This window comes from Zavarzinia marina (genome assembly GCF_021568905.1).
Taxonomy (GTDB): domain Bacteria; phylum Pseudomonadota; class Alphaproteobacteria; order Zavarziniales; family Zavarziniaceae; genus Zavarzinia; species Zavarzinia marina.
Map to the genome: position 1 here is coordinate 234,979 of NZ_JAKGSB010000002.1, position 21,515 is coordinate 256,493.

The 21,515-nt window shown below is 68.5% G+C and carries 25 protein-coding genes and 1 tRNA gene; 13 read left to right on the forward strand and 13 right to left on the reverse strand.

Annotated features, from left to right (window positions below; all coding sequences use genetic code 11):
• The first annotated feature begins 106 nt into the window (after positions 1–106).
• Together L2U69_RS06885 and L2U69_RS06890 are read left to right on the forward strand one after the other, a co-directional pair.
• Positions 107–409 (forward strand): 4a-hydroxytetrahydrobiopterin dehydratase, encoded by a 303-nt coding sequence (locus L2U69_RS06885; RefSeq protein WP_236106052.1) that lies wholly within the window; start codon positions 107–109, stop codon positions 407–409.
• Between the two features lie 5 nt (positions 410–414).
• Entirely contained in the window at positions 415–1,527 is a 1,113-nt protein-coding gene (locus L2U69_RS06890; RefSeq protein ID WP_236106053.1) for a hypothetical protein, read from the forward strand.
• On the opposite strand, the gene L2U69_RS06895 is transcribed toward L2U69_RS06890, so the two are convergent.
• Together L2U69_RS06895 and L2U69_RS06900 are read right to left on the reverse strand one after the other, a co-directional pair.
• A complete protein-coding gene (locus L2U69_RS06895) occupies positions 1,528–2,136 on the reverse strand; it encodes a sigma-70 family RNA polymerase sigma factor (protein WP_236106054.1) in 609 nt (202 codons plus the stop codon).
• Complete coding sequence (locus tag L2U69_RS06900; protein WP_236106055.1) at positions 2,133–2,327, reverse strand: NepR family anti-sigma factor; 195 nt, start codon at positions 2,325–2,327, stop codon at positions 2,133–2,135. Before L2U69_RS06900 ends, L2U69_RS06895 begins: the two co-directional genes overlap by 4 nt.
• A gap of 126 nt (positions 2,328–2,453) precedes the next feature.
• Between L2U69_RS06900 and L2U69_RS06905 the strand changes: the two genes are divergently transcribed.
• Both L2U69_RS06905 and L2U69_RS06910 read left to right on the forward strand, forming a co-directional pair.
• Complete coding sequence (locus L2U69_RS06905; RefSeq protein ID WP_236106056.1) at positions 2,454–3,224, forward strand: response regulator; 771 nt, start codon at positions 2,454–2,456, stop codon at positions 3,222–3,224.
• A 19-nt stretch (positions 3,225–3,243) separates the two neighbouring features.
• A complete protein-coding gene (locus L2U69_RS06910) occupies positions 3,244–4,953 on the forward strand; it encodes a sensor histidine kinase (RefSeq protein WP_236106057.1) in 1,710 nt (569 codons plus the stop codon).
• Positions 4,954–4,983: 30 nt separating this feature from the next.
• Here L2U69_RS06910 and L2U69_RS06915 read toward each other — a convergent pair whose 3' ends face one another.
• Positions 4,984–5,895, reverse strand: a complete 912-nt coding sequence (locus L2U69_RS06915; protein WP_236106058.1) for a diacylglycerol kinase family protein — start codon at positions 5,893–5,895, stop codon at positions 4,984–4,986.
• A gap of 94 nt (positions 5,896–5,989) precedes the next feature.
• On the opposite strand from L2U69_RS06915, the gene L2U69_RS06920 reads away from it, so the two are divergent.
• On the forward strand, positions 5,990–6,775 hold the full coding sequence (locus L2U69_RS06920; RefSeq protein WP_236106059.1) for a methyltransferase domain-containing protein: 786 nt from the start codon (positions 5,990–5,992) through the stop codon (positions 6,773–6,775).
• Between the two features lie 21 nt (positions 6,776–6,796).
• On the opposite strand, the gene L2U69_RS06925 is transcribed toward L2U69_RS06920, so the two are convergent.
• The 3 genes from L2U69_RS06925 to L2U69_RS06935 form a co-directional block, all read right to left on the reverse strand.
• Entirely contained in the window at positions 6,797–8,206 is a 1,410-nt protein-coding gene (locus L2U69_RS06925) for an alanine/glycine:cation symporter family protein (protein WP_329605374.1), read from the reverse strand.
• 104 nt (positions 8,207–8,310) lie between these two features.
• Complete coding sequence (locus tag L2U69_RS06930; protein WP_236106061.1) at positions 8,311–9,315, reverse strand: NAD(P)H-dependent flavin oxidoreductase; 1,005 nt, start codon at positions 9,313–9,315, stop codon at positions 8,311–8,313.
• Positions 9,316–9,399: 84 nt separating this feature from the next.
• Positions 9,400–10,011, reverse strand: coding sequence for a TetR/AcrR family transcriptional regulator (locus tag L2U69_RS06935; RefSeq protein ID WP_236106062.1), 612 nt, complete (start codon positions 10,009–10,011; stop codon positions 9,400–9,402).
• Between the two features lie 81 nt (positions 10,012–10,092).
• Between L2U69_RS06935 and L2U69_RS06940 the strand changes: the two genes are divergently transcribed.
• Positions 10,093–10,965, forward strand: a complete 873-nt coding sequence (locus L2U69_RS06940; protein WP_236106063.1) for a metal-dependent hydrolase — start codon at positions 10,093–10,095, stop codon at positions 10,963–10,965.
• A 20-nt stretch (positions 10,966–10,985) separates the two neighbouring features.
• Here L2U69_RS06940 and L2U69_RS06945 read toward each other — a convergent pair whose 3' ends face one another.
• From L2U69_RS06945 to L2U69_RS06955, 3 genes are all read right to left on the reverse strand, one after another.
• Positions 10,986–11,759 (reverse strand): enoyl-CoA hydratase-related protein, encoded by a 774-nt coding sequence (locus tag L2U69_RS06945; RefSeq protein WP_236106064.1) that lies wholly within the window; start codon positions 11,757–11,759, stop codon positions 10,986–10,988.
• 88 nt (positions 11,760–11,847) lie between these two features.
• Entirely contained in the window at positions 11,848–12,636 is a 789-nt protein-coding gene (locus tag L2U69_RS06950; protein ID WP_236106065.1) for a PhzF family phenazine biosynthesis protein, read from the reverse strand.
• 5 nt (positions 12,637–12,641) lie between these two features.
• Entirely contained in the window at positions 12,642–12,884 is a 243-nt protein-coding gene (locus tag L2U69_RS06955) for a DUF1127 domain-containing protein (RefSeq protein WP_236106066.1), read from the reverse strand.
• Positions 12,885–12,956: 72 nt separating this feature from the next.
• Here L2U69_RS06955 and L2U69_RS06960 point away from each other — a divergent pair, with 72 nt between their 5' ends.
• The 3 genes from L2U69_RS06960 (at position 12,957) to L2U69_RS06970 (ending at position 15,557) form a co-directional block, all read left to right on the forward strand.
• The gene (locus tag L2U69_RS06960; protein WP_236106067.1) at positions 12,957–14,423 is read left to right on the forward strand and encodes an aminotransferase-like domain-containing protein; all 1,467 of its coding nucleotides are present in this window, start codon (positions 12,957–12,959) and stop codon (positions 14,421–14,423) included.
• Between the two features lie 72 nt (positions 14,424–14,495).
• Complete coding sequence (locus L2U69_RS06965; protein ID WP_236106068.1) at positions 14,496–15,248, forward strand: alpha/beta hydrolase; 753 nt, start codon at positions 14,496–14,498, stop codon at positions 15,246–15,248.
• Between the two features lie 114 nt (positions 15,249–15,362).
• On the forward strand, positions 15,363–15,557 hold the full coding sequence (locus L2U69_RS06970) for a hypothetical protein (protein WP_236106069.1): 195 nt from the start codon (positions 15,363–15,365) through the stop codon (positions 15,555–15,557).
• Between the two features lie 71 nt (positions 15,558–15,628).
• On the opposite strand, the gene L2U69_RS06975 is transcribed toward L2U69_RS06970, so the two are convergent.
• From L2U69_RS06975 to L2U69_RS06990, 3 genes are all read right to left on the reverse strand, one after another.
• On the reverse strand, positions 15,629–17,923 hold the full coding sequence (locus L2U69_RS06975; RefSeq protein WP_268967287.1) for a calcium-binding protein: 2,295 nt from the start codon (positions 17,921–17,923) through the stop codon (positions 15,629–15,631).
• Positions 17,924–18,041: 118 nt separating this feature from the next.
• On the reverse strand, positions 18,042–18,197 hold the full coding sequence (locus L2U69_RS06985) for a hypothetical protein (RefSeq protein ID WP_236106070.1): 156 nt from the start codon (positions 18,195–18,197) through the stop codon (positions 18,042–18,044).
• Positions 18,198–18,624: 427 nt separating this feature from the next.
• Positions 18,625–18,700, reverse strand: a tRNA-Ala gene (locus L2U69_RS06990).
• Between the two features lie 116 nt (positions 18,701–18,816).
• Between L2U69_RS06990 and L2U69_RS06995 the strand changes: the two genes are divergently transcribed.
• Genes L2U69_RS06995 through L2U69_RS07010 form a run of 4 tightly spaced genes read left to right on the forward strand, consistent with a single transcriptional unit; the run spans position 18,817 to position 21,048 of the window.
• Positions 18,817–19,101: a YggT family protein gene (locus L2U69_RS06995; RefSeq protein WP_236106071.1), complete on the forward strand. Its 285-nt coding sequence runs from the start codon at positions 18,817–18,819 to the stop codon at positions 19,099–19,101.
• Positions 19,101–19,439 carry a DUF167 domain-containing protein gene (locus tag L2U69_RS07000; RefSeq protein WP_236106072.1) on the forward strand — a complete coding sequence of 113 codons (339 nt, stop codon included), beginning with the start codon at positions 19,101–19,103 and terminating at the stop codon, positions 19,437–19,439. Before L2U69_RS06995 ends, L2U69_RS07000 begins: the two co-directional genes overlap by 1 nt.
• Before the next feature lie 11 nt (positions 19,440–19,450).
• Positions 19,451–20,338: a bifunctional methylenetetrahydrofolate dehydrogenase/methenyltetrahydrofolate cyclohydrolase FolD gene (gene folD / locus L2U69_RS07005; protein WP_236106073.1), complete on the forward strand. Its 888-nt coding sequence runs from the start codon at positions 19,451–19,453 to the stop codon at positions 20,336–20,338.
• Positions 20,339–20,379: 41 nt separating this feature from the next.
• The gene (locus L2U69_RS07010; protein ID WP_236106074.1) at positions 20,380–21,048 is read left to right on the forward strand and encodes a LysE family translocator; all 669 of its coding nucleotides are present in this window, start codon (positions 20,380–20,382) and stop codon (positions 21,046–21,048) included.
• A gap of 8 nt (positions 21,049–21,056) precedes the next feature.
• Here L2U69_RS07010 and L2U69_RS07015 read toward each other — a convergent pair whose 3' ends face one another.
• Positions 21,057–21,515, reverse strand: a complete 459-nt coding sequence (locus L2U69_RS07015) for a VOC family protein (protein WP_236106075.1) — start codon at positions 21,513–21,515, stop codon at positions 21,057–21,059.

Consider the following 21,515-nt stretch of genomic DNA (forward strand, 5'->3'; position numbering starts at 1 on the left):
GCGTGACGTTAGCGCCTTGCGGCGCGCTGTCCAGTCCCGTAGGACTGAAATATTCTTGAAAAGGGGCCCGGGAACAGGGCCCGCGCCGGGGCCGAGAGGGAACGTCATGCGCGAGAAACTGACCGAAGACGCAAGGGCCGCCGCCCTCGCCAGCCTGCCGCTGTGGCACATGGCGGAGGTGCGCGACGCGATCGAACGCCGGCTGGTGTTCCGCGACTTCAACCAGGCCTTCGCCTTCATGACCCGCGTCGCCCTGGTGGCCGAACAGATGGATCACCACCCCGAATGGTTCAACGTCTACAAGACCGTGGACGTCCTGCTGTCGACCCATGACGCCGGCGGCCTTTCGGAACTCGACATCGCCATGGCCCGCAAGATCGACGCCTTCGCCGCCGAATTCGGGCTCTGACCGCGATGGCGAAACCGCCCGGCCCGCCGCCGTTCTTCATCTCGCAATGGTCGCCCAGCATCCTCGCCTTCTTCGCGCTCGGCGTTCTTCTGCTGATGTTCGGGCCGGCCCTCATCGGCCTCGCTGCCAACGGCGTCATGCCGGAGGACAGCGGCTTCCTCTTCACCTCGGCGCTGATCGCGATCATCGCCTTCCTGGCGCTGACCGTGATCCGGTCGCGCAAGGGGATCGAGGTCAATGCCGACGGCAGTATCGCCGTCTGGAAGAAATCCGCCTTCGGCACGCGGCGGACCGATCTGATCCCGGCGGGCGACGCCGTCGCCGTCACGGCGCGCCGGGTCGTCGTGCGCCGGTCGTCGTCGTCCCGGCACGGCGGTTCAGGCGGTTCCTCCACCTACTACAAGACTTATCTGGCGGTGCCGGGCAACCGGCATCGCCTTCTGCTCGACACCGCGCACAGCCTGCGCGCCCAGCGCGCCATGGGCGAAGCCTGGGGCCGCGCCCTCGGCCTGCCGGTCGAGACCATGGACGATACCGGTTCCATAGTCGGCGCGCGCGCGCCGGAACATCTGGACAGCAGCTATCGCGACATGGTCCTCGGCGGTCACATCGAAAGCGATGCGCCGGCGATTCGTCCGCCGCAGTGGCGCGAGACAATCTACAGCGACCGCCTGGTGCTGGCCCGCGAGATGCCGGAAATTCCACCTGCCATCGGCCTCGGCGCCTTTCTGATCGGCCTGTTGAGCGCCGGGGTCTGCATCTATCTGGTCGTGAAAGACGGTTTCGGCGATTCGACGGCCTTTCTGCTGTTCGGCGCCGCCGTCTCGCTGATGGTCACTTTCGCCCTGACCGTGCTGGTCCGGTCGCGCATGGGCACGAAGCGCCTCGGCATCGTCGTGGATCGCACCGGGATCACCCTGGGCGAGGCCGGCGAGAACGACGCCGTCGCCCCGCGCCACCGCCTGCCCTGGGCGCGCATCGAGGAGATCCACGCCAAGGACCGCCGCCTGATGTTCCTCGGCGACGATCTCGACATTTCGATCGGGCTGCTGCTCGGCGCGGACGAGATCCACTTCCTGAAGGCGGCGATCACGCGTTCGACCAAGGCGATGGGGTGATCAGTTCCGCTTCGGCCCGCCGAGGGTCAGGAAGGCGGCCATTTCGGCCGGCAGCGGCGCATCCGTATCCTTGAGTCGCGAGCCCAGTTTGTCGCCGCCCAGAATGCGAGTGAGCTGGGTGCGCGCGCGGGAAACGCGGCTCTTGATGGTGCCGACGGCGCAATTGCAGATTTCCGCCGCCTCCTCGTAGGAAACGCCGGAGGCACCGACCAGGATCAGCACTTCGCGCTGTTCCTCGGTCAGACGCCAGAAGGCGCGGCGGAAATCGTCGAATTCGAGGCCGGCTTCCTGGGTCGGGCCGGCGGCGTGCTGGTTCTCGGTCACCTCGTCCAAGGGGTCCATCTTCACCCGCGCCTTCCGCCCCTCGTTGTAGAAGAGGTTGCGCAGGATGGTGAACATCCAGGCCTTGAAATTGGTGCCGGGCTGGAACTGATGGGCCGCCGTCAGGGCGCGCACCACCGCGTCCTGCACCAGGTCGTCCGCCCGTTCGCGATTGCCGGTCAGGAAGCGGGCGAAGGCGCGCAGATGCGGCATTACCGCGATCACCTCGGCGCGTATGTCGAACTTCACGGGCGTTTCCGCGCCGTTGCCGCCGCGCGCCTCGGTCAAGACCGCCCCCCGCCCTTGCCCGAGTCGCCCCCCTCGCCGCCGACGTCGATCTTGTCGAGCAGGTCGAGGAGATCCTGCGGCAGGGGCTCCGCCGCGACGTCGTCGTACAACTTGCGCAGCTTGTCGTCGACCCATTGCTCGGGAACGGGCTTGCCGGCTTTCGATTTCGGGGACTTGGGCTTATCGGGCATGGCACTTCGAGGCTAGCGACCTTGGAACCAACGGGGAAGGGGCCGCATTGGTTCCCAAGCATATTTGTGGCACGGTTCGGCCGGGACGGGCCGGAGCCTTGTCGGCCGTCCGAGAGGAAAGACAAGATGACCGACCTGAAGCAGGAAATCGCCCGAATCCTGCCGTTCCTGCGTCGCTATGCCCGCGCCCTGACCGGCGCCCAGGCGACGGGCGACGCCCTGATCCGCGAGGCTCTGCAGGCGCTGGCCGGCGGCGGCGCGCGCCTGGATCCGGCGCGCGACCTCAAACCCCAGCTCTATGCCCTGGTCCATGCCGCCGCCGACGGGCTTTCGACCGAGACCGCGCCCGAAGACGACAGCGGCTTCAAGGCCCGCCTCGGCGCCCTGCCGGCGGCCCCGCGCCGCGCCCTTCTCCTTTCGGTGCTGGAAGGCCTGAGCCGGGCCGAGACCGCGACCATCCTCGGCACCGATGTCGACACCGTCGGCGCCTGGCTGGCGCAAGCCCATGACGAGCTCGCCGCCCAGCCGAGCGCCCGCGTCCTGGTGATCGAGGACGAACCGATCATCGCGCTCCACATCACCGAGATCGTGCGGGACGCCGGCCACGAGGTGATCGGCAATGCGACCCGGAAGAGCGAGGCGGTGGCGCTGGCGACCGAGCATCGGCCCGACCTGGTGCTGGCCGACATCCAGCTCGACGACGGTTCGACCGGGATCGAGGCGGCGCAGGAGATCCTGGAATCCCTGGACGTGCCGGTGGTCTTCGTCACCGCCTTTCCCGAACGCCTGCTGACGGGCGAGCGCATGGAGCCGACCTATCTGGTCGCCAAGCCGTTCGATCCCGAAACCCTGGTGGTTACCATGGCGCAAGCCCTGTTCCACCATCCGGGCCGCTGACGCGGCATCGGCGAAAACCGTGTCCGGCCTGCTGCGTCTCCTCGATCCCCTGCGTTCCCGCCTCATCGTCCTTATGCTGTTCGTTCTGGCGGCACCGGCGGCGGGCGGGGCCTTGGTGGCGCGCCAGGCCTATGACGAACAGACGCGCCGGGCCGAGACCCAGGTCCATCAGTTCGCCAGCCTCGCCGCCGCCCACGAACGCGATTTCTTCCTCGACACCTGGCGCCTGCTGGTCGGCCTGACCACCGACATTTCGCTGCCCTCGGCCGGGACCCGCTGCCCGCGGGTCTTCACCGCCTTTCTCGAGATCTACCCGGAATACGGCAGCCTTGCGATGGTCGCGCCGGACGGCCGCCAGGTCTGTTCCACCGATCTGCCGCCGTCCCGCGAGCTGATCAGCTACGCCGATGCGCCGTGGTTCAAGCGCCTGACCCTGCTGCAGGACTTCACCCTGTCCGACCAGGTGGCGGCCCCCGGGGACGGCGCGCCGGCACTGGTCGCCGCCATGCCCATGATCGACGCGAAGGGGGATATCGAAGGCGTGGTCGCCGCCTGGATCAAGCTCGACCGGCTGGAGCGCGTGGCCCGCGACACCGGCCTGCCGGCGGAAGGCGTGATCTACGTCCTGGATCGTCAGGGCGAGGTGCTGACACGGCGCACCGGCGGCGTCGCCGGCGATGGCGGCCTGCCCGCGCCCGAAATCGTGACCCAGGTGGTGAACGACGAAGTGCTGGAATTCCGCGCCGACGACCGCGACGGCAACGAGCGCGCCTATTCCGTCGTCGTGCTGCAGGGCGGCGCCATCCATGTGCTGTTCGGCCTGCCCGTCGCCTCCACCTTCGGCTGGATCGACCGCGATCTGACCTCGCGCCTCGCGATGATCGGCGTGACCCTGCTGGCGGCCGCCCTCGCCGCCGCCATCGGTGGCCATTTCCTGGTCACGCGCTGGGTGCGCCGCCTGCGCGGACTTGCCGCCGAATTCACGGCGGGCCATCTGGATCATCGGGTCAACCTGTCGGGCGCCCCCGCCGAACTGCGGGAGCTGGGCGACGGTTTCGCCACCCTGGGACGCCGCGTCGCGACCCGCGAGGCGGAGTTGAAGCGCAACATCGGCGAGAGGGATCTGCTGATCCGCGAGATCCACCACCGGGTGAAGAACAATCTCCAGACCGTGCTTTCGATGCTGTCGCTGCACCTCAGGAAGGCCGGCGCGCCGGCCGCGCGGGACGCCCTGTCGGATGTCGAGAAACGGGTGCGCGCGCTCGCCCTCGTGCAGCGCCATCTCTATCTCGACGATGCCCGCAGCCTGGTGGACGTCAGCGCCCTGCTGACCGAACTGGCCCGCAGCCTCGCGGGCGAGGCCCCCGACGTCCATCTGACCGTCGCCCTGCCGCCGCTCGCGATCGAGCAGGACCGGGCGACGCCGCTCGCCCTTCTGGTCACGGAATGGATCGGCAACGCGCTCGCCCATGCATTCGGGCCCGGGGGCGGCACGATACGTCTCGACGGCACCGTCGCCGGCGAGACGGTCACCGTGACGGTCGCGGACGACGGCCGGGGCTTCGATCCCGACGCGGCCTCCGGCCTCGGCCTCGCCCTGGTGCCGGGGCTGGTCAAGCAGATGGACGCGGCCAGCACACTCGATACCGCGCCGGGCCGCGGCACCGCCTGGGCCGTCACCTTCCGCCTCGCCCCGCCGGCCGCCCCGCCGCTGGAGGCGGGGGCGTAGTCACGCCCGTCGCGCGCCGCGTCCTTCGCCCTATTCCCTGCGCTTCGGGAACAGGAAGGACAGCCGCCGGCTGAGGATGCGGAAGTTGAGCGGCGGCACCAGATGCACCAGTTCGCCATCCAGGGCGACCCGTATGCGGTGGCGCTTCGATGCGACGGTGACGGAGCGGCAGGCGGCGAAGCGGATCGCCGGGGCCGTCTCCCAATGGCCGGCGGCGACGGCGGTGGCGAGGCGCAGCAGGGACAGCGGCCCCTTGGTCTCGGCGACATAGACCGCCAGTTCGCCGTCGGCCAGGCTGGCCCGGGACGGCACCGGACCGGCGCCATCGACGAATCGATTGTTCGCGACGACCAGAAGCGGTGTCCGGATCTGCGCCGTCTCGCCCGAATCGGTGGCCAGCACCACCTCGACCTCCAGCTCGTGGCGGCGGAACAGGGCGCGCCAGGCGGCCCGCACCATGGCCGGCCATTTGCGCAGACCCCGGCGCCGGCGCGCCCGTTCCCGGTCCAGGATCATCCAGGGATAGAAGCCGAGCACGGCGCTGTGCAGGAAGCGGACGTTGTTGACCATGGCGACGTCGACCGGCGCCACGGTACCCCGCGCCAGCGCCTTGGCCGCCGCCGCCGGGTCCAGCGGCAGGCCGATGTCGCGCGCCGTCAGGTTCATGGTGCCGAGGGGCAGGACGCCCAGCACCATGGGCGTGTCGCGGACCTGGTTGACGGCGCCGTGCAGGGTGCCGTCGCCCCCCCCGATCACCAGGGCATCGGGCCGCGCGGTGATGGCCTTGCCGAGGGCGAGACGCATGTCCTGCGGCTTGGCGGTGACCAGATTGATCGTGTGCCCGGCGTGGGCGAAAGCGGCGCGGATATCGCTGGCGATGGCGCCGGGCTCCCGATCGGCCAAGGTGCCGGCTTTTTCGTTCAGCAGGACCATGATACGCATGTAGCTTCCTTGGAACGGGTCGACCGCGACGGACAGGTGCGTGGTCGGTCTGGCACTGGAACGGTCTGGCGCATGGTCGGCAAGGGATGTCCGCATGGCAAGTTGGGATCCGGGACAATATGCCAGATTCGCCGGCCCCCGGCTGCGCCCGGCGGCCGATCTCGTCGCGCGCCTGCCGGACCGCGCCTTTCGCGCCGGCCTCGATCTCGGCTGCGGCGGGGGCCAGCTGACGGCGCTGCTCGCCGCGCGCTTCCCGGGCCTCGCCCTGACCGGCGTCGACAATTCGCCCGACATGCTGGCGGTCGCCGCGAAGAAGATGCCCGAAGCCGTGTTTCGCGCGGGCGACATCGGCGATGTCGCCCTCGGCGCCGGGTTCGACCTCATCGCCTCCAATGCCGCGTTCCATTGGCTGGAGAACCATCGCGACATCCTGGCCGACCTGATGGCGGGGCTGCCGGCGGACGGCGTGCTGGCGGTGCAGATGCCGCGCAACCACGCCGCCCCGTCCCACACCCTGCTGGCCGAGACCGTGGCCGAGCCGCGCTTCGCCGCCCGCCTTTCCGGCGTGCAGGGCATCCGCCCGGTCGAAGCCGCCGAAACCTATGCGAGCCTGCTGCTGGATGCCGGGGCGGGGGAGGTGGATGCCTGGGAGACGACCTATATCCATGCCCTGGCACCGGCGCCCGGCTCCCACCCCGTGCTGGAATGGGTGAAGGGCACGGCGCTGCGCCCCTATCTCGATGCGCTCGACGAGGATGCGGCGGCGGATTTCACCGCCGCCTTCCGCGAGAAGCTCGCCGCCGCCTACCCGGTCAGGGCCGACGGCGGCGTGCTGTTCCCGTTCCGGCGGGTGTTCTTCGTCGCCACCCGCCGGCCCTGACCCGGGCGCCCGGATCGCGCCTTACGGCCGCGACCAGATCTCCGTGTCGATCTCGCCCTTCAGTTCGGGCATTTCGTCGGCCACGAAATGGGGCACCTCGCCGCGCTTGCGCTTGGCCAGATAATCCTTCACCAGCCGCGCCACCAGACCCGACAGCAGCACGATCGCGACCAGATTGATCGTCGCCATCAGGCCCATGGAGGCATCCGCCGCGTTGAACACGGTGGAAACGCTCTCATAGGCGCCCCACAGCACCATGCCCAGCACGGCGACCCGCAGGATCGTCTTGCCGGCGGTGCTGTCGACCCCGAGATAGACCAGGGCGTTCTCGGCATAGGAGTAGTTGCCGATGATCGAGGTGAAGGCGAAGAAGAAGATCGCCACGGCGATGAAATAGGCGCCGAAGCTGCCGACATGGGTTTCCATCGCCGCCTGGGTGAGCTGGGTGCCGGTCAGGCCCGAGCCCGGTTCCAGCTGGCCCGACAGCAGGATCACGATCGCCGTCGCGGTACAGATCAGCAGGGTGTCGATGAAGACGCCGAGCGCCTGCACGAAGCCCTGGCTGACCGGATGGTGCGGATCGGGTGTCGCGACGGCGGCGATGTTGGGTGCGGAACCCATGCCCGCCTCGTTGGAGAACAGGCCGCGCTTCACGCCGTTCAGCAGCGCCGCCATGATGCCGCCGGTGACGCCGCCCGCCGCCTGTTCGAAGCCGAAGGCGGAGGAGACGATGGTGCCGATGACGCCAGGCACTTCGCCGATGTTCATGATCAGGGCGATGAGCGCGACGGCGAGATAGCCGAGCGCCATGAAGGGCACCACCACTTCCGCCACCCGGGCGATCACGGATATGCCGCCGAAGATGATCACGCCGGTCAGCGCCGCGGTGACCACGCCGCTGACCACCTTGTCGACGCCGAAGGCGCCCTGGACGGCATCGGCGATCGAATTCGCCTGAACGGCGTTGAACACCAGTCCGAAGGAGAGGATCAGGCAGATCGAGAACAGCACCGCCGCCCAGGGCGCGCCCAGGCCGCGTGCGATGTAGAAGGCCGGGCCGCCCCGGTAGTTGCCGTTGTGGTCCCTGACCTTGTAGAGCTGGGCCAGCGTGCTTTCGGCCAGCGCCGTCGCCATGCCGAGGGCGGCGACCACCCACATCCAGAAGATCGCCCCCGGGCCGCCGAGATAGAGCGCCACCGCGACACCGGCGATGTTACCCGTCCCGACCCGCGACGCGAGACTTGTGCACAGCGCCTGAAAGGGCGAAATGCCCGCATGGTCCCCCGCGCGCGAGCCGCGCACCGCCTTGATCATCTCGGGAAAATGCAGAAGCTGCACCAGCTTCAGCCGGATCGTGAAATAGATGCCGACGGCCAGCAGGCCGTAGATCAGCACATAGCCCCAGAAGACCGTATTCAGAAAGTCGATCACCGTATCCATGCTGCCCCACACCCCTTGTTGTGCCTACACGAAACGGTAACACGCGAAGGATGCGGGTAAAGCACGAATGCGAATGCTTTCTTGAATGAGTCTTGTTACTCGGCGGCGGCATCCCCCGGCCGCTTGTCGTGGCGGACCACGGCCCTGGGCAGGCGCGCGGTGATCACCGCTTCCGCTTCCTCGACCGTGCGGCGCAGGATCTCGGCCGCCGGCAGGATCTCGTGGATGGCGCCCGAGCCCTGGCCTGCGGCGAGGCAGGCGCGTTTGGCGTCGATACCGTCGGTCACGCCCATCAGGGTCAGATTGGCGCCCGCCTGGGCCGAGATCATGGCCTGCATGGGGAAGGGCTGGATCTGGTCCGTCTTGCCGTCCCATTCGGTCGTATAGTCATTGCGGATGGCGCGCAGCGTCTTGCCGGTGAAGCAGCGGGTGATCACCGTATCCTCGTCGCGGGCGGCGACGATCGCCTCCTTGTAACCCTGGGCGGCATTGGCCTCGGTCGAGGCGATGAAGCGCGTGCCCATCCAGACCCCGACCGCCCCGAAGGCGAGCGCGGCGGCGAGGCCGCGGCCGTCGACGATGGAACCGGCCGCGACCACCGGGATGTCCAGCGCGTCGACCATCTGCGGGATCAGCGCCATGCCCGCCACCTTGCCGGTATGGCCGCCGCCTTCCGTCCCTTGCGCGATCACGGCGTCGCAGCCCGCCGCCTGGGCCTTGCGGCCATGGTTCACCGTGCCGCAGACGGCCATGACCTTCAGGCCCGCGCCCTTCAGCCTCTCCATGATCGGGGCCGGCACGCCGAGACCGGCGACGAAGGCGGAAGCACCTTCCTCGATGATGATGTCGACGGCGGCGGTCAGGGTTTCCGGCAGGGCGGTCAGCAGGTCGACGGCGAAGGGCTTCGCCGTCAGGGACCGCACCTTGCGCATTTCCTCGCGGATCTTCTCGGGCGGCAGCGCCGCCATGCCGAGACAGCCATAGCCGCCCGCCTCGGAAACGGCGGCGCAGACCTCGGCGAAGGCAACGCCGCCCATGCCGGCGAGCATGACCGGATGCTCGATGCCGAGCAGGTCGCAGAGCTTTGTGTGCAGGCCCATGTCTCTCCTCCCCCGGTTTCGGGTCATTGTTTTCGTTGTTGCGGCAAGTGTCGCTGCCAGCGGGGTCTCAGGGCAAGCCGGACCTCAGGGCAAGGCCGCGATTTCCATGGTGACATAGTGATGGACCATGCGCGCCAGCCCCGCGCCCAGCTCGGCGAAGCTGAAGGCCGGGTTTTCGTCCGACAGATGCTGGACGACGATATAGACGCTGGCATGGATCAGCAGATGGCTCATCACCGCGAGGTCGGGCAGGCGCGCCATCTGCGGATGACGCAGCACATATTGCAGCAAGAGGTCCATCAGCACGTCCCGCACCGGACCGAAGTCGAAGGCCTGGCTGTTGGCGAAGGTCGCGCGCACGAAGCGCAGGTAGCGTTCGTCGTCGCGGCGCAGGACCGCCTCGATACCCTCGATCAGATGACGCACCGCATCGGCGATCTCCATCCGAACGAGGGTCTGGATCTGGGGCCGGACGAAGCCCACCACCTCGGCGACGAAGTGGCGGTTCATCGCCTTGTAGATCGCTTCCTTATTGTCGAAATATTCGTAGATCGAGCCGACGCCGAGGCCCGCGACATCGGCGATGCGCCGCGTCGTCGTCGCCTGCAGGCCGTGCCGGGCAACGCAGATGAAGCCCGCCTCGATGATCGTCTCCACCGTCGCCTTGGCGCGCTGCTGTGTCGGTCGTCTTGCCATGGAAACCCGAATTGTATCCGAACAATAGGTCGGATTATGTTCGAGGACATGGGAGTTCCGGTCAAGCGGGAGGAGTAAGCCATGTCCATCGTCCCCGACAGCGCCAATGTCGGCGTGCCGCCGCGCAACATGGTGTTCGACCATGACGCCGGCCGCGCGCGTCTGCCCTTCTTCGAGGGCAACGTCCTGACCAATGCCATGTTCGTCGTCTTCTCCGGCGTCTTTCCGGACGGCGAGCGCTTCTTCCTCGACAGTGTCCGCGCCTTTCGCAAGGAGATCGAGGATCCGACCCTGAAGGCGCGGGTCTCCGGCTTCATCGGGCAGGAAGCGCTTCATGGGCGCGAGCACGAGCGGCTGAACAGGCTCTTCGCCGAACGCGGCCTCGCCGTCGCCGTGCCGGAGCGCCTGATCCGCTCGGCGCTGGCGGTCCTGAAGCGCGCGCCGAAGCGCCAGCAACTGGCGGCCACCATCTTCATGGAACATTTCACCGCGGCGCTGGCCGAACAATGGCTGACCGACGCGCGCTTCCACGCCACGACGGAGCCGGAGGCGATGAAACTCTGGCTGTGGCACGCGGTCGAGGAGCTGGAGCACAAGTCCGTCGCCTATGACGTCTTCGAGGCGATCGGCGGCACGCGGGCGGAACGGGCCCAGGGCGCGGCCCTGACCCTCGGCGTGGTGATCCCGGCCGTGCTGGCCGCCTGGGCGGTGGTGTTCCTGCGCGAGGCGCGCATCCGCGACCTGCGGGATCACGCGCGCGGCATGGGCCTGCTGTTCGGCCGGGGCGGTTTCCTGACCGGCGTCGTCCGGCAATTGCCGTCGTTCCTGCGCCCGCGCTTCCACCCGGCCGATCACGACACCAGGGCGCTGGAAGCCGAATGGCACGAGAAGCTGTTCGGCGACGCCGGCCTGTTGAACGCGGAATTCCGCAACAAGGCCGCGCTGGCGGCCTGACCGCCGCCCCGGACCGGCGATCAGTCGCCGGTCCAGACGGGCTTGCGCTTCTCCGCGAAGGCGCGCGGCCCCTCGCGGAAATTCTTCGACATGAACAGGCGCCCGACTTCCGGGTAATTGCCCATCATCGCCGCTTCCAGCCCCGGCTGCTCCAGGCCGCGCATCGCGCTTTCCTTGGTCGCGCGGATCGAGGACGGCGCGCATTCCAGGATCATCTCGGCCCAGCGCCGGGCGCCCGCCAGGGCCTCGCCCTCGGGCACCACCTCGTTCACGAAGCCGAGGTCCTTGCCTTCCGCCGCCGGCACCCGGCGCCCGGTCAGCAGCATGCCCATGGCCGCCTTCTGGCCGATCTGGCGCGGCAGGCGGTGCATGCCGCCGGCGAGCGCGGCGAGACCCACGCGCGGCTCCGGCAGGGCGAAGACGGCATTTTCCGAGGCGACGATCAGATCGCAGGCGAGCGCGATTTCGAAACCGCCGCCCATGGCGAAGCCGTTGACGGCGGCGATCACCGGCTTCGTCAGGTCGAAGCGGTTGGTCAACCCGCCGAAACCGCTGGGCGGGATCTCGATCGCGCCGCCCTTGGCCTGGAACACCAGGTCGTTGCCGGTCGAAAAGGCCCGGTCCCCGGCGCCGGTGATGATCGCGACCCAGAGATCGGGATCGGCGGCGAAGGCGTCGAAGGCGTCATGCAGTTCGAAATTGGCCGGCGGGTGCAGGGCATTCATCGCCGCCGGCCGGTTGATGGTCACGGTCAGCAGATGGCCGTCGCGCTCGATCGTGCAGAACTCGCCCATGACATCCTCCCCTTTATGGTTGAGGGGAGGATGCACGGTCGGCGCCGCGCCCACAATGGGCACGCGGAACCCCCAAGGTGACGCGGCGTCAGATGTGGATGCGGCCTTCGAGGTAGAGCCGGCACCGGCCGGAAATGGTCACGCGCGGCCCCTGATCCTCGACCGTGAGGAAGCCGCCCCGAGCCGAAATCTGCCGCGCCTCCATCACCGGCTTGCCCAGGCGCGCGGCCCAGAACGGGGTCAGGCTGCAATGGGCGGCGCCGGTTACCGGGTCTTCGTCGATGCCGATGCCGGGAGCGAAGAAGCGAGAGACGAAATCGACATCGTCCCCCGGCGCGGTCGCGATCACTTCGCCGACGGCAGCCAGCGCCCGGAAATTCGGGGCCAGGGCCGCCACCTCCGCCGCCGTCGGGAAGACGGCCATCAGGAAGCCGCCGGTGCGCCAGCATTCGGCCGGCGCGGCGCCGAGGGCGGCCGAGAGAGCCGCCGGGATCTCGATCCGCTCGTGGCCCCGGGCGGGAAAATCCAGGCTCAGGACATCCCCCGACTTTGTCACCGCCAGAAGGCCGGAGGCCGAATCGAATGTCACCGCCGGAAGGTGCGGCGCCATGATTGTCATGATGACAAATGCGCTGGCCAGGGTGGCATGGCCGCACAGCGGTACTTCCACCGTGGGGGTGAACCAGCGCAGACGATAGTGGCCCTCGCCATTGCCGGGCACGAAGAAGGCCGTCTCCGGCAGATTGTTCGCGGCCGCGATCGCCTGCAGGGTCGCATCGGGCGGAAACTCGTCCATCGGCACGACGGCCGCCGGATTGCCCCGGAAGGGCAGGCCGGCGCCGAACGCCTCGACCTCGAAAATGTCGAGAATGGTCATGGGAATCAGCCCTTCCAGAAGGGTTTGGTCGCCTCGCCCTCGATATCGGCCCGCGACAGGCCGATGTCCTGGAGCATGCGGTCGTCCATCATCCTCAGATGGTTCCGCTCCATGACGCGGCTCTGCCAGGTCAGGAGCAGAGTCACAGCGCGGGCAGCGAGCGTCCACACGGTCACGCGGCCAACGGTCTTGCCCTGTTCGGCGGGACGCGGCAGGGCGGGGGAGTTTGTCTCGATACACTCGGTCATGATTGCCTCCTCACATCGGGCATTGTCTCTATATCTTGACAGAACAATCGTGACAAGATATTTATTGTCCCCATGACAATTACCGCCACCACCGTTCCCAGCCTCACCCCGCAGATCCGTCGCGGGGCCGATGCCTGGGCCCCGAATCTGGCCGGCCACGACGGCCCGCTCTATCTGGCGATTGCGGACTCATTGGCTTCGGCCATCGCCGACGGCACCCTGCCGTCGGGCACGCGCCTGCCCACCCATCGCGATCTCGCGGTCCGCCTGGGCGTCACCATCGGCACCGTCACGCGGGCCTATGCCGAGGCGGCGCGCCGGGGCCTGACCGACGGCACGGTCGGGCGCGGCACCTTCGTGCGCGGGCTGGAACTGGCCGTGCCGGGCAGTGGCGGACTCGTCGGCATCGACCACGAGCGGGCGACCCCGGGGGCCGGGGCCGGCGTCATCAATCTCTCGGTCAACCGACCGGCCATGGGCCCGCAGGTGGAGGCCCTGAAGGCGGCGCTGGCCGAACTTTCGGCATCGGACGATCTGGCGACCGTCATGGGCTATCAATTCCCGGCCGGCGCCCCCGCTCATCGTGCCGCCGGCACCGAATGGCTGAAACGCGCAGGCGTCCAGGTCACGCCGGACCGGGTGCTGGTGACCACCGGCTGCCAGAACGCCCAGACCATCGCCCTGATGACGGTGGCCCGGCCGGGCGACATCCTGCTGACCGAAGCCCTCGCCTATCCCGGCCTGACGTCGCTGGCCCGGCGCCTCGGCCTGACCCTCGAACCCGTGGCGCTGGACGAGTCGGGCATGCGCCCCGACGCGCTGGAGGCGGCGTGCCGGGGCGGCGGCCGGCGCTTCGTCTATCTGACGCCGACGATCCAGAATCCGACCGGCTCGGTCATGCCGGAGGACCGGCGCCGCGCCATCGCCGAGGTCGCCGAACGCTGCGACGCCATCCTGATCGAGGACGACGTCCATGGCTTCCTCGCCGCGCCGCAGGTGCCCATCGCCATGCTGGCACCGGAGCGCACGATCTTCGTCACCTCGGTCTCCAAGGCCCTGATGCCGGGCCTGCGCACCGGCTATATGGCGATGCCCCGCCGCATGATGGTGGCCGCGACCGAAACCCTGCGCGCCACGACCCTGATGGCCCCGCCCCTGATGGCGGAAATCGTGGCGCGCTGGCTGGCCGACGGCACGGCCGAGGCCCTGACCCGCTGGCAGGTGCAGGAAGCGGCCCGCCGCAACGAGATCGCCGAACGCATCCTCGACCTGCCGGGACCGGCGGACGGTCGCGTGCGCTCCTTCCATCTGTGGCTGAAGCTGGAGAACGGCCGCCGCGCCACCGACGTGGTGGAGGCGGCCCGCGCCCAGGGCGTCCATGTCGCGACCGGCGCCGCCTTCGCGGTCGGCCGCGGCCCGGCGCCCGAAGCGATCCGCATCAGCCTGTCGGCCGCCGCCGACCATGGCGAACTGGCCGCCGGCCTGAGCCGGCTGGCCGAGGCGCTCCGCTTCTGCCCGGACGAACCGGCGCTGATCTGAGGCGGCGGTCTGGCACGTTGCCCCCCTTCACGCTAAGGTAGAGGCACCGTTGTCATCCTGGGGCCCGCCGCCATGACCGTTCTGCTCCGCAGCTTCGCATTCGGCCTGCTGCTGGCGGCCTCCACCGCGGCCTCAGCCCTGCGGGCCGAGACCGTCGGCCCCCTCGCCGGGCGCATTTGGGGCACGGGTGATGCCGTGACGGTCGTCCTGATCCATGGTGATGTTTCGTCCGGTGGTCCCGCCGACTATCTGTATCCCATGGCCGAACTGCTGGCGGCCGCGCATCCGGATGCGCGGGTCGTCGCCCTGCTGCGCCCCGGCTACGAGGATTCCGACGGCCGGAAGAGCGAGGGCAGCAACAACGGCCGCCGCGATCATTACACCGAAACGAACAATGACCTGCTGGCGGCCGCGCTGAAGGCGGCCAGGGGTGCCAGCCGCCGGCTGGTCGTGATGGGTCATTCCGGCGGTTCGGCCCAATTGGGCGCCGTGATCGGCCGCCACCCCGGGATCGTCGATTCGGCGATCCTGGTGTCCTGCCCCTGCGATCTGCGGCGATGGCGGAAGGATCGCAACCGCAAGGTCTGGAGCAACAGCCAGTCACCCAGCACCTATGCCGAGGATGTGCCGGCGACGACGCGGGTGATCGCCATCACCGGTGCCCGTGACGACAATACCTTTGCCTATCTGGCCAGCGATTATGTGGCGGATCTGCGCGAAGCCGGCGTCGACGCCAGCTTCACCGAAGTGGCGGGCGCCGGCCACCGCTTCGATGCGCTGTCGGCGGCGGTCGCACAGGCCATCGCGGGGGAAATCGCGCGCTGAACGCCAGGCTCCTGATCGCAGGGCCCCAATCGCCGCGCCCTTGATCCATGTCTGGTCGCGGGCACGCGAATGACGGCATGATCGCTGCGGATCAACCCGCCAGGAGCCCGCCCGATGAACACCGGCGTCATCATCGTCATCGCCTATTGGCTCGCCTGGCTCGCCATCACGAGTTTCGACCTGCTGGGTTTCGGCAAGGCGGACGTCTTCGGTTTCAGCGGCCCCGTGCTCTATTTCGGCCTCGGCCTCGTCGTCTTCCTGGCCGGGGCCATGACCTATGGCATCTTCGTTCAGGTCGGTCGGCGGTGACGTCGGTTTCCGGGCGATAAATCAATCGGCCGGCGGGCACGCCCCATCGGCGCGCCCACCGGCACGACAGGTCAGACGAAGATGAAGTCGGTGGCGTGGACATTGACGCCGTTGGCGATCTCGATCACGTCGTGGACGGCGCCATTGGCCGAATTGATCTGCCAATGGGTGGCGTCGAGCCGGACCAGGCTGGCGCCGGCCGCGGCACTGCCGTAGCCCGAAAAGACGAAGCTGTCGCCGGCACCGGCGCCGCCGCCGACGAAATCGGTCACCGTGTCGCCGTCCGCCTGGCCGGCACTGAAGGCAAAGACGTCGCGGCCTGCACCGCCGGTCAGCACGTCGATGCCGGCACCGCCGTCCAGCGTGTCGTTGCCGCCGAGACCGAGAAGGACGTCGGCACCGCCGAGCCCGGACAAAGTGTTCGCCCCGCCGGCACCGGTCAGCATGTTGTCGCCCGCATTGCCGGTTGCGTCGATCGCCGTGTTCCGGGTCAGGACAAGATTCTCGATGCCGCTGGCGATGGTGAAGGAGATGGCGGCCCGCACGGTATCCACGCCGTCACCGCCGGCCTCACTCGCTGTATCGCCGGCGGTGTCGACGACATAGGTATCGTCGCCCAGGCCGCCGCGCATGGTGTCGTCGCCCGCGCCGCCGTCGAGCGTGTCGCGGCCGGCGTCGCCGAAGAGCATGTCGTCGTCGTTTCCGCCGAGAAGCTCGTCGTCGCCGTCGCCGCCCTCGAGACGGTCCGCACCGGCCCGGCCGTCGATCAGGTCGTCGCCGGCTTCGCCGAGCAGGCGGTTATTGCCGCCATTGCCGGTCATCGTATTCGCCAACTCGTTGCCGGTGGCGGCGATATTGGCCGAGCCCGACTGGCGAAGATCCTCAATGCCGGCCATCAGCGTGTAGGTGACGCTCGCATAAACGAGATCGTGACCGGAACCGACGCTTTCATCGGCGACGTCGGTGGCGATGTCGACATAGTAGATGTCGTCGCCATGGCCGCCGTGCATGATATCGGCCCCGGCACCACCCTGGAGGACGTCGTCACCCCACCTGCCTTCGAGCTGGTCCGCCGCCGCGCCGCCGTTCAGGAAGTCGTTGTCGTCACCGCCGTCGAGCCTGTCTTCGCCTGCACCGCCGATCAGGGTGTCGTCGCCGGCTTCGCCCTGCAGCCTGTCCTCGCCCGTGCCGCCCACCAGGGTATCGTCGCCGGCTTGGCCCTGCAGCAGGTCGTCGCCGCCATTGCCGACCAGCCGGTCCGCGTCGCTGCCGCCGGTGACGTTGTTGTCGCTGTTGTTGCCGGTGCCCCGGAAGCTGCCGGTCCCGTCGAACACCAGCTTCTCTACATTGGCGCGCAGACCGTAGGCGGCAAGAGAGGTCACGACCGTATCGCTGCCCTCGCCGGCCTTTTCGACCGTCTTGTCCGCCGTGTCGTCGATCCGGTAGAGATCGTTGCCGTCACCGCCCGCGAGGAGGTCCGTGCCGGTGCCGCCGTCCAATTGGTCGTTGCCGTCGTCGCCGAACAGGCGATCGTCGCCCTCGTCGCCGAAGAGCATGTCGCCGCTGTCGCCGCCATGCACATTGTCGTCGTCGGCACCGCCGTGGAGGACCTGGACGCCCAGCGCACCGTCCATCCGATCGTCGCCGGCGTCGCCGAAAGCCTCGTCGAAGCCGCTACCGGAACTGTTGCCGGCATCGATCCTGTCGTTGCCGTCGCCGCCGTGGATGACGTCGTCACCCGGCCCCCCCAGCAGAATGTCGTCGCCGGCCGCGCCGTCGAGTTGGTCGTCGCCCCCCGCGCCGTCGAGCCAGTCGATGAGGGCGCTGCCGACGATCACGTCGGCATAGCGGCTGCCGTCCAGGGCAACCCGCTCGATGTCGATCAGGGTGATGTCGGTGTTGGTGTCCAGAGTGCTGGCACGGGAGGCCGAAAAATCGAAATAGGCGGTGTCGAAGCCGGCGCCGCCGTCGAGAATGTCCGCTTCGACGATCGCCCCGGGCCAGAGAATGTCGTTGCCGGCGCCACCCGACAGTTGGTCGGTGCCAGTGCCGCCGTCGATCAGGTCGTTACCGTCGCCACCTTCGATTTCGTCGTCGCCGGCCTCGCCAAGGAGACCGTCGTCGCCCGCGCCACCAAAGATCTGGTCGTTGCCCCCCTCGCCGGAGATGAGGTCGGCGCCGTCATTGCCGTTGAGCACGTCGGGCCCGTTGCCGCCGACGATGATGTCGTCACCGCCGAGACCACTGATGGTGTTGCTGCTGGTGTCCGCCCCCGGATAGGAGCCATAGGGAAAGGCGGCGATCCTGTCGTTGCCGTTCGTCCCGGTGATGTTGTCGCTGCCCGTGGTGCCAAACCGATCGGCCATGATCGCCCTCTATGTCTCTTCTTACGGTTGATACGGCAGTATGCCGGTAAGTGAGACCGCGGGAAGTCATTTCAATGGCATGAATATGTCCGATACACGTTTTTGGGGAGATCGGCGATCAGACGAAGACATAGTCCGTCGCGTGGACGTTCGCACCATTGGCCGGTTCGATGGCGTCGTGGATGGTGCCGCCGGCCGAATTGATTTGCCATGCGTTGAAGCGATCCGCACGAAGCTGGCGCCGGTGTTCGCCGTGTCGTTGCCCCGCCGCCATCGAGCCGGTCGACGCCCTCGTCGAGGGCCGGGCCTTCGTCCGATGGATAGCCGACGGTGCGATCGTCCCCGGCCGTTTCGTTCAGATTGACGACCCCATGGGTCCCCACGATGACAGGCATCCGATTCCACCCCGCTCTCGACGCCTTGCGCATGCTCGCGTGAGGGGAACCATGGTGTCCGGGACCCGCACCGCCATGACGACCGCCACGATCGGGCCGGCCGCACCGACTCAATATGCGCGATCTTCGCGTGAGTTCCGCTCGACGGCCTCCGAGACGCGGGCCCGGCGGATGTGTTTGCCGGCTCGTGCCCAAGCGCGCCGCCGCGACGGCGACGGGAACGCCATGGTCGGCGCCGAACATTGCCCGACCGTTGCCGGGGGGCCGATCATCGATTTTCAGGAGATTTCGCGGGCTTGGGTACGGTGGTGGAGCTGAGGGGAATCGAACCCCTGACCTCCTCATTGCGAACGAGGCGCTCTCCCATCTGAGCTACAGCCCCGTACCCGCCGTTTGCGAGGCGCGAAAAATGCTCTAAGGCTTATCGTCTGTCAAGCGGGTTGCGCGCGCGCGTCCCACGTCCTACATCGGCAGGGTTGCCGCCGCGGATGGATGCTCATGATTGCCTTGGTTCAGACGATCGACCTCGTCCTCAATCTCTACTCCTGGGTGCTGATCATCTCGGCGATCATGTCCTGGCTGATCGCCTTCAACGTGATCAATCCCTACAGCCCGGCGGTCCGATCCATCGGCCAGGGGCTCTATGTCATCACCGAGCCGCTGCTCAGGCCGATCCGTCAGGTGATCCCGACCGCGGGGGGGATCGACTTCGCGCCCCTCGTGCTGCTGATCATCATCTTCTTCCTGCGCCGCTTCATTCCCGAGATCCTTCTCGGCATCTGATGAGCGCGCCGCCCTACAGCGCCGAGGCCGGGGGCGAGGCGGTGCGGCTCGCCGTGCGGCTGTCGCCGCGCGCGTCGCGGAATGCGCTGGACGGGGTGGTCACCGGCGCCGACGGGCGCACGGCCGTCGCCATCAAGCTGAATGCGCCGCCGGTCGACGGCGCCGCCAACGACGCCCTGATCCGCTTCCTGGCCGATGCCCTGGACGTGCCGAAATCTTCCGTGGCGATCCGTTCCGGCCACACCTCGCGACAAAAGCTGGTCCAGATCCAGGGTGCGGCGACGGTGCTGTTGCAGCGCCTCGACAAATGGCTTACGCCCGCTTCTCCAGCCAAGTGACGGGGATTCCCATGACCGCAGCAGTGATCGACGGCAAGGCCTTCGCGGCCGGCCTGCGCGCCCGCGTCGCCGCCGAAGTGGCGCGGCTGAAACAGGAAAACGGCCTGGTGCCGGGCCTCGCGGTGGTGCTGGTGGGCGACGATCCGGCAAGCCATGTCTATGTCCGCAACAAGGGCGAGCAGACCCGCGCCGCCGGCATGAAGTCCTTCGAATTCCGCCTGCCCGCCGATGCCCCCGAAAGCGCCCTTCTGGATCAGGTCGCGGCGCTGAACGCCGACCCCGCCGTCCATGGCATCCTGGTGCAGCTGCCCCTGCCGAAACACATGGATTCCGCCAAGGTGATCGACCTGATCGACCCCGCGAAGGATGTCGACGGCTTTCACGTCATCAATGCCGGCAGGCTGGCGGTCGGCCAGCCCGGCATGGTGCCCTGCACCCCGCTCGGCTGCCTGATGCTGATCAAGGACCGGCTGGGGCCGAATCTGTCCGGGTTCGACGCCCTGGTCGTCGGGCGTTCCAACATCGTCGGCAAGCCCATGGCGCAACTGCTGCTGCGCGAAAGCTGCACCGTCACCATCGCCCATTCCCGGACCCGCGATCTGCCGGCCCTGGCGCGCAAGGCCGATATTCTCGTGGCGGCCGTCGGCGTGCCCGAAATGGTGAAGGGCGACTGGGTGAAGCCCGGCGCCGTCGTCATCGACGTCGGCATGAACCGCATCCCCAAGGACGGCGGCGGCACGCGGCTGGTCGGCGACGTCGCCTATGGCGAAGCGGCGGCGGTCGCGGGCCATATCACCCCGGTGCCCGGCGGGGTCGGCCCCATGACCATCGCCTGCCTGCTGGCCAATTGCTTGACGGCGGCCTGCGCCCAGGCTGGAGTGGACGCGCCCGCGCTCTGAGCGCGGCCCCCTTCGTCCCGGAAACCACCCCGGAAACCGCCATGTCGCTGTCGCTGCCGTTCGACGCCCATCTGCTGCAACTCTATCTGGTCGCCGTGATCGTGCTGGTGCTGATCCCGGGGCCGGATTTCCTGCTGGTGCTGGGCCGCGCCCTGTTCGACGGGCGGCCGGCCGCCTGGACCGCGATCGCCGGCATCACCCTCGGCAATTTCATTCACTCCAGCCTCGCCGCCGCCGGGATCTCCGCCCTGGTCGCCGCCTCGCCCGATCTCTTCAACGGGCTGAAGACGCTCGGCGCGCTCTATCTCGCCTGGCTCGGCGTTCGGGCGCTGCGGGAGGCCTGGCGGCAATGGCGCGGCCCGGCGGCCGACGGCGCCCGCCGCCCGTCTGTCGAGGGGCGGCGCCGCATCTTCACCCAGGCCCTGGTCAACAATCTGCTGAACGCCAAGGTGATCCTGTTCTATCTCGCCTTCGTGCCGCAGTTCGTCGCCCCCGGCCTCGGCCATGTCGCCCTGCAGACCTTCGTCATGGGCCAGATGGTCGCCGTGATCGGCGGGCTCTATCTGGCCGCGATCGCCGCCTTCGCCGCCGGCACCGCGAACCGGATCGCCGCCAACCGCTGGTTCCGGACCGCGGTCGACGGCCTGTCGGGCCTGATCTTCGTCGGCTTCGCGCTGCGCCTGTTCTTCACCGAGCGCAAACTGGTCTGAACGACCGTTCAGCCGCCATACATGGCGGCGGCCCGGCGCGACAATTCCTCCGGATCGACGTCCTCGATATGGGTCGAGACGTGCCAGACGTGGCCGAAGGGATCGGCCAGGGTGGCCATGCGGTCGCCGTAGAACTTGTCCTCGGCCGGCGATCGCACCTCCGCCCCGGCGGCCTCGGCCTTCGCCACCACCGCATCGACGTCCGGACAATAGAACATCAGGGTATAAGCCGATCCCGCCCCCTTCACCGGCGCCACCGCGCCCATTTCGGGGTGGGGATCGGCCAGCATGACCACGCCGCCGCCGATCCGCACCTCGGCATGGCCGATGCGGCCGCCGGGCGCCGCGATGCGGAACAATTCGACCGCGCCGAAGACCGAGACATAGAAGTCGATCGCCGCCGATGCACCATCGACGATGATATAGGGGGTGACGGCCTCATAGCCGTCGGGAATTGCCTTGACCAT

What these genes read in the sequence shown, in the direction of transcription:
- L2U69_RS06930 (WP_236106061.1), bottom strand. Translation starts at nt 9,315, where the DNA reads ATGGGCCTGCACACAAAGCTCTGCGACCTGCTCGGCATCGAGCATCCG.
- L2U69_RS06945 (WP_236106064.1), bottom strand. Translation starts at nt 11,759, where the DNA reads ATGGGCGAGTTCTGCACGATCGAGCGCGACGGCCATCTGCTGACCGTG.
- L2U69_RS06985 (WP_236106070.1), bottom strand. Translation starts at nt 18,197, where the DNA reads ATGGCGGCGGGGCAACGACACGGCGAACACCGGCGCCAGCTTCGTGCG.
- L2U69_RS06940 (WP_236106063.1), top strand. Translation starts at nt 10,093, where the DNA reads ATGTCCATCGTCCCCGACAGCGCCAATGTCGGCGTGCCGCCGCGCAAC.
- L2U69_RS06995 (WP_236106071.1), top strand. Translation starts at nt 18,817, where the DNA reads ATGATTGCCTTGGTTCAGACGATCGACCTCGTCCTCAATCTCTACTCC.
- L2U69_RS06900 (WP_236106055.1), bottom strand. Translation starts at nt 2,327, where the DNA reads ATGCCCGATAAGCCCAAGTCCCCGAAATCGAAAGCCGGCAAGCCCGTT.
- L2U69_RS07015 (WP_236106075.1), bottom strand. Translation starts at nt 21,515, where the DNA reads ATGGTCAAGGCAATTCCCGACGGCTATGAGGCCGTCACCCCCTATATC.
- folD (WP_236106073.1), top strand. Translation starts at nt 19,451, where the DNA reads ATGACCGCAGCAGTGATCGACGGCAAGGCCTTCGCGGCCGGCCTGCGC.
- L2U69_RS06950 (WP_236106065.1), bottom strand. Translation starts at nt 12,636, where the DNA reads ATGACCATTCTCGACATTTTCGAGGTCGAGGCGTTCGGCGCCGGCCTG.
- L2U69_RS06975 (WP_268967287.1), bottom strand. Translation starts at nt 17,923, where the DNA reads ATGGCCGATCGGTTTGGCACCACGGGCAGCGACAACATCACCGGGACG.
- L2U69_RS07000 (WP_236106072.1), top strand. Translation starts at nt 19,101, where the DNA reads ATGAGCGCGCCGCCCTACAGCGCCGAGGCCGGGGGCGAGGCGGTGCGG.
- L2U69_RS06970 (WP_236106069.1), top strand. Translation starts at nt 15,363, where the DNA reads ATGAACACCGGCGTCATCATCGTCATCGCCTATTGGCTCGCCTGGCTC.
- L2U69_RS06920 (WP_236106059.1), top strand. Translation starts at nt 5,990, where the DNA reads ATGGCAAGTTGGGATCCGGGACAATATGCCAGATTCGCCGGCCCCCGG.
- L2U69_RS06905 (WP_236106056.1), top strand. Translation starts at nt 2,454, where the DNA reads ATGACCGACCTGAAGCAGGAAATCGCCCGAATCCTGCCGTTCCTGCGT.
- L2U69_RS07010 (WP_236106074.1), top strand. Translation starts at nt 20,380, where the DNA reads ATGTCGCTGTCGCTGCCGTTCGACGCCCATCTGCTGCAACTCTATCTG.
- L2U69_RS06965 (WP_236106068.1), top strand. Translation starts at nt 14,496, where the DNA reads ATGACCGTTCTGCTCCGCAGCTTCGCATTCGGCCTGCTGCTGGCGGCC.
- L2U69_RS06885 (WP_236106052.1), top strand. Translation starts at nt 107, where the DNA reads ATGCGCGAGAAACTGACCGAAGACGCAAGGGCCGCCGCCCTCGCCAGC.
- L2U69_RS06935 (WP_236106062.1), bottom strand. Translation starts at nt 10,011, where the DNA reads ATGGCAAGACGACCGACACAGCAGCGCGCCAAGGCGACGGTGGAGACG.
- L2U69_RS06890 (WP_236106053.1), top strand. Translation starts at nt 415, where the DNA reads ATGGCGAAACCGCCCGGCCCGCCGCCGTTCTTCATCTCGCAATGGTCG.
- L2U69_RS06955 (WP_236106066.1), bottom strand. Translation starts at nt 12,884, where the DNA reads ATGACCGAGTGTATCGAGACAAACTCCCCCGCCCTGCCGCGTCCCGCC.
- L2U69_RS06915 (WP_236106058.1), bottom strand. Translation starts at nt 5,895, where the DNA reads ATGCGTATCATGGTCCTGCTGAACGAAAAAGCCGGCACCTTGGCCGAT.
- L2U69_RS06960 (WP_236106067.1), top strand. Translation starts at nt 12,957, where the DNA reads ATGACAATTACCGCCACCACCGTTCCCAGCCTCACCCCGCAGATCCGT.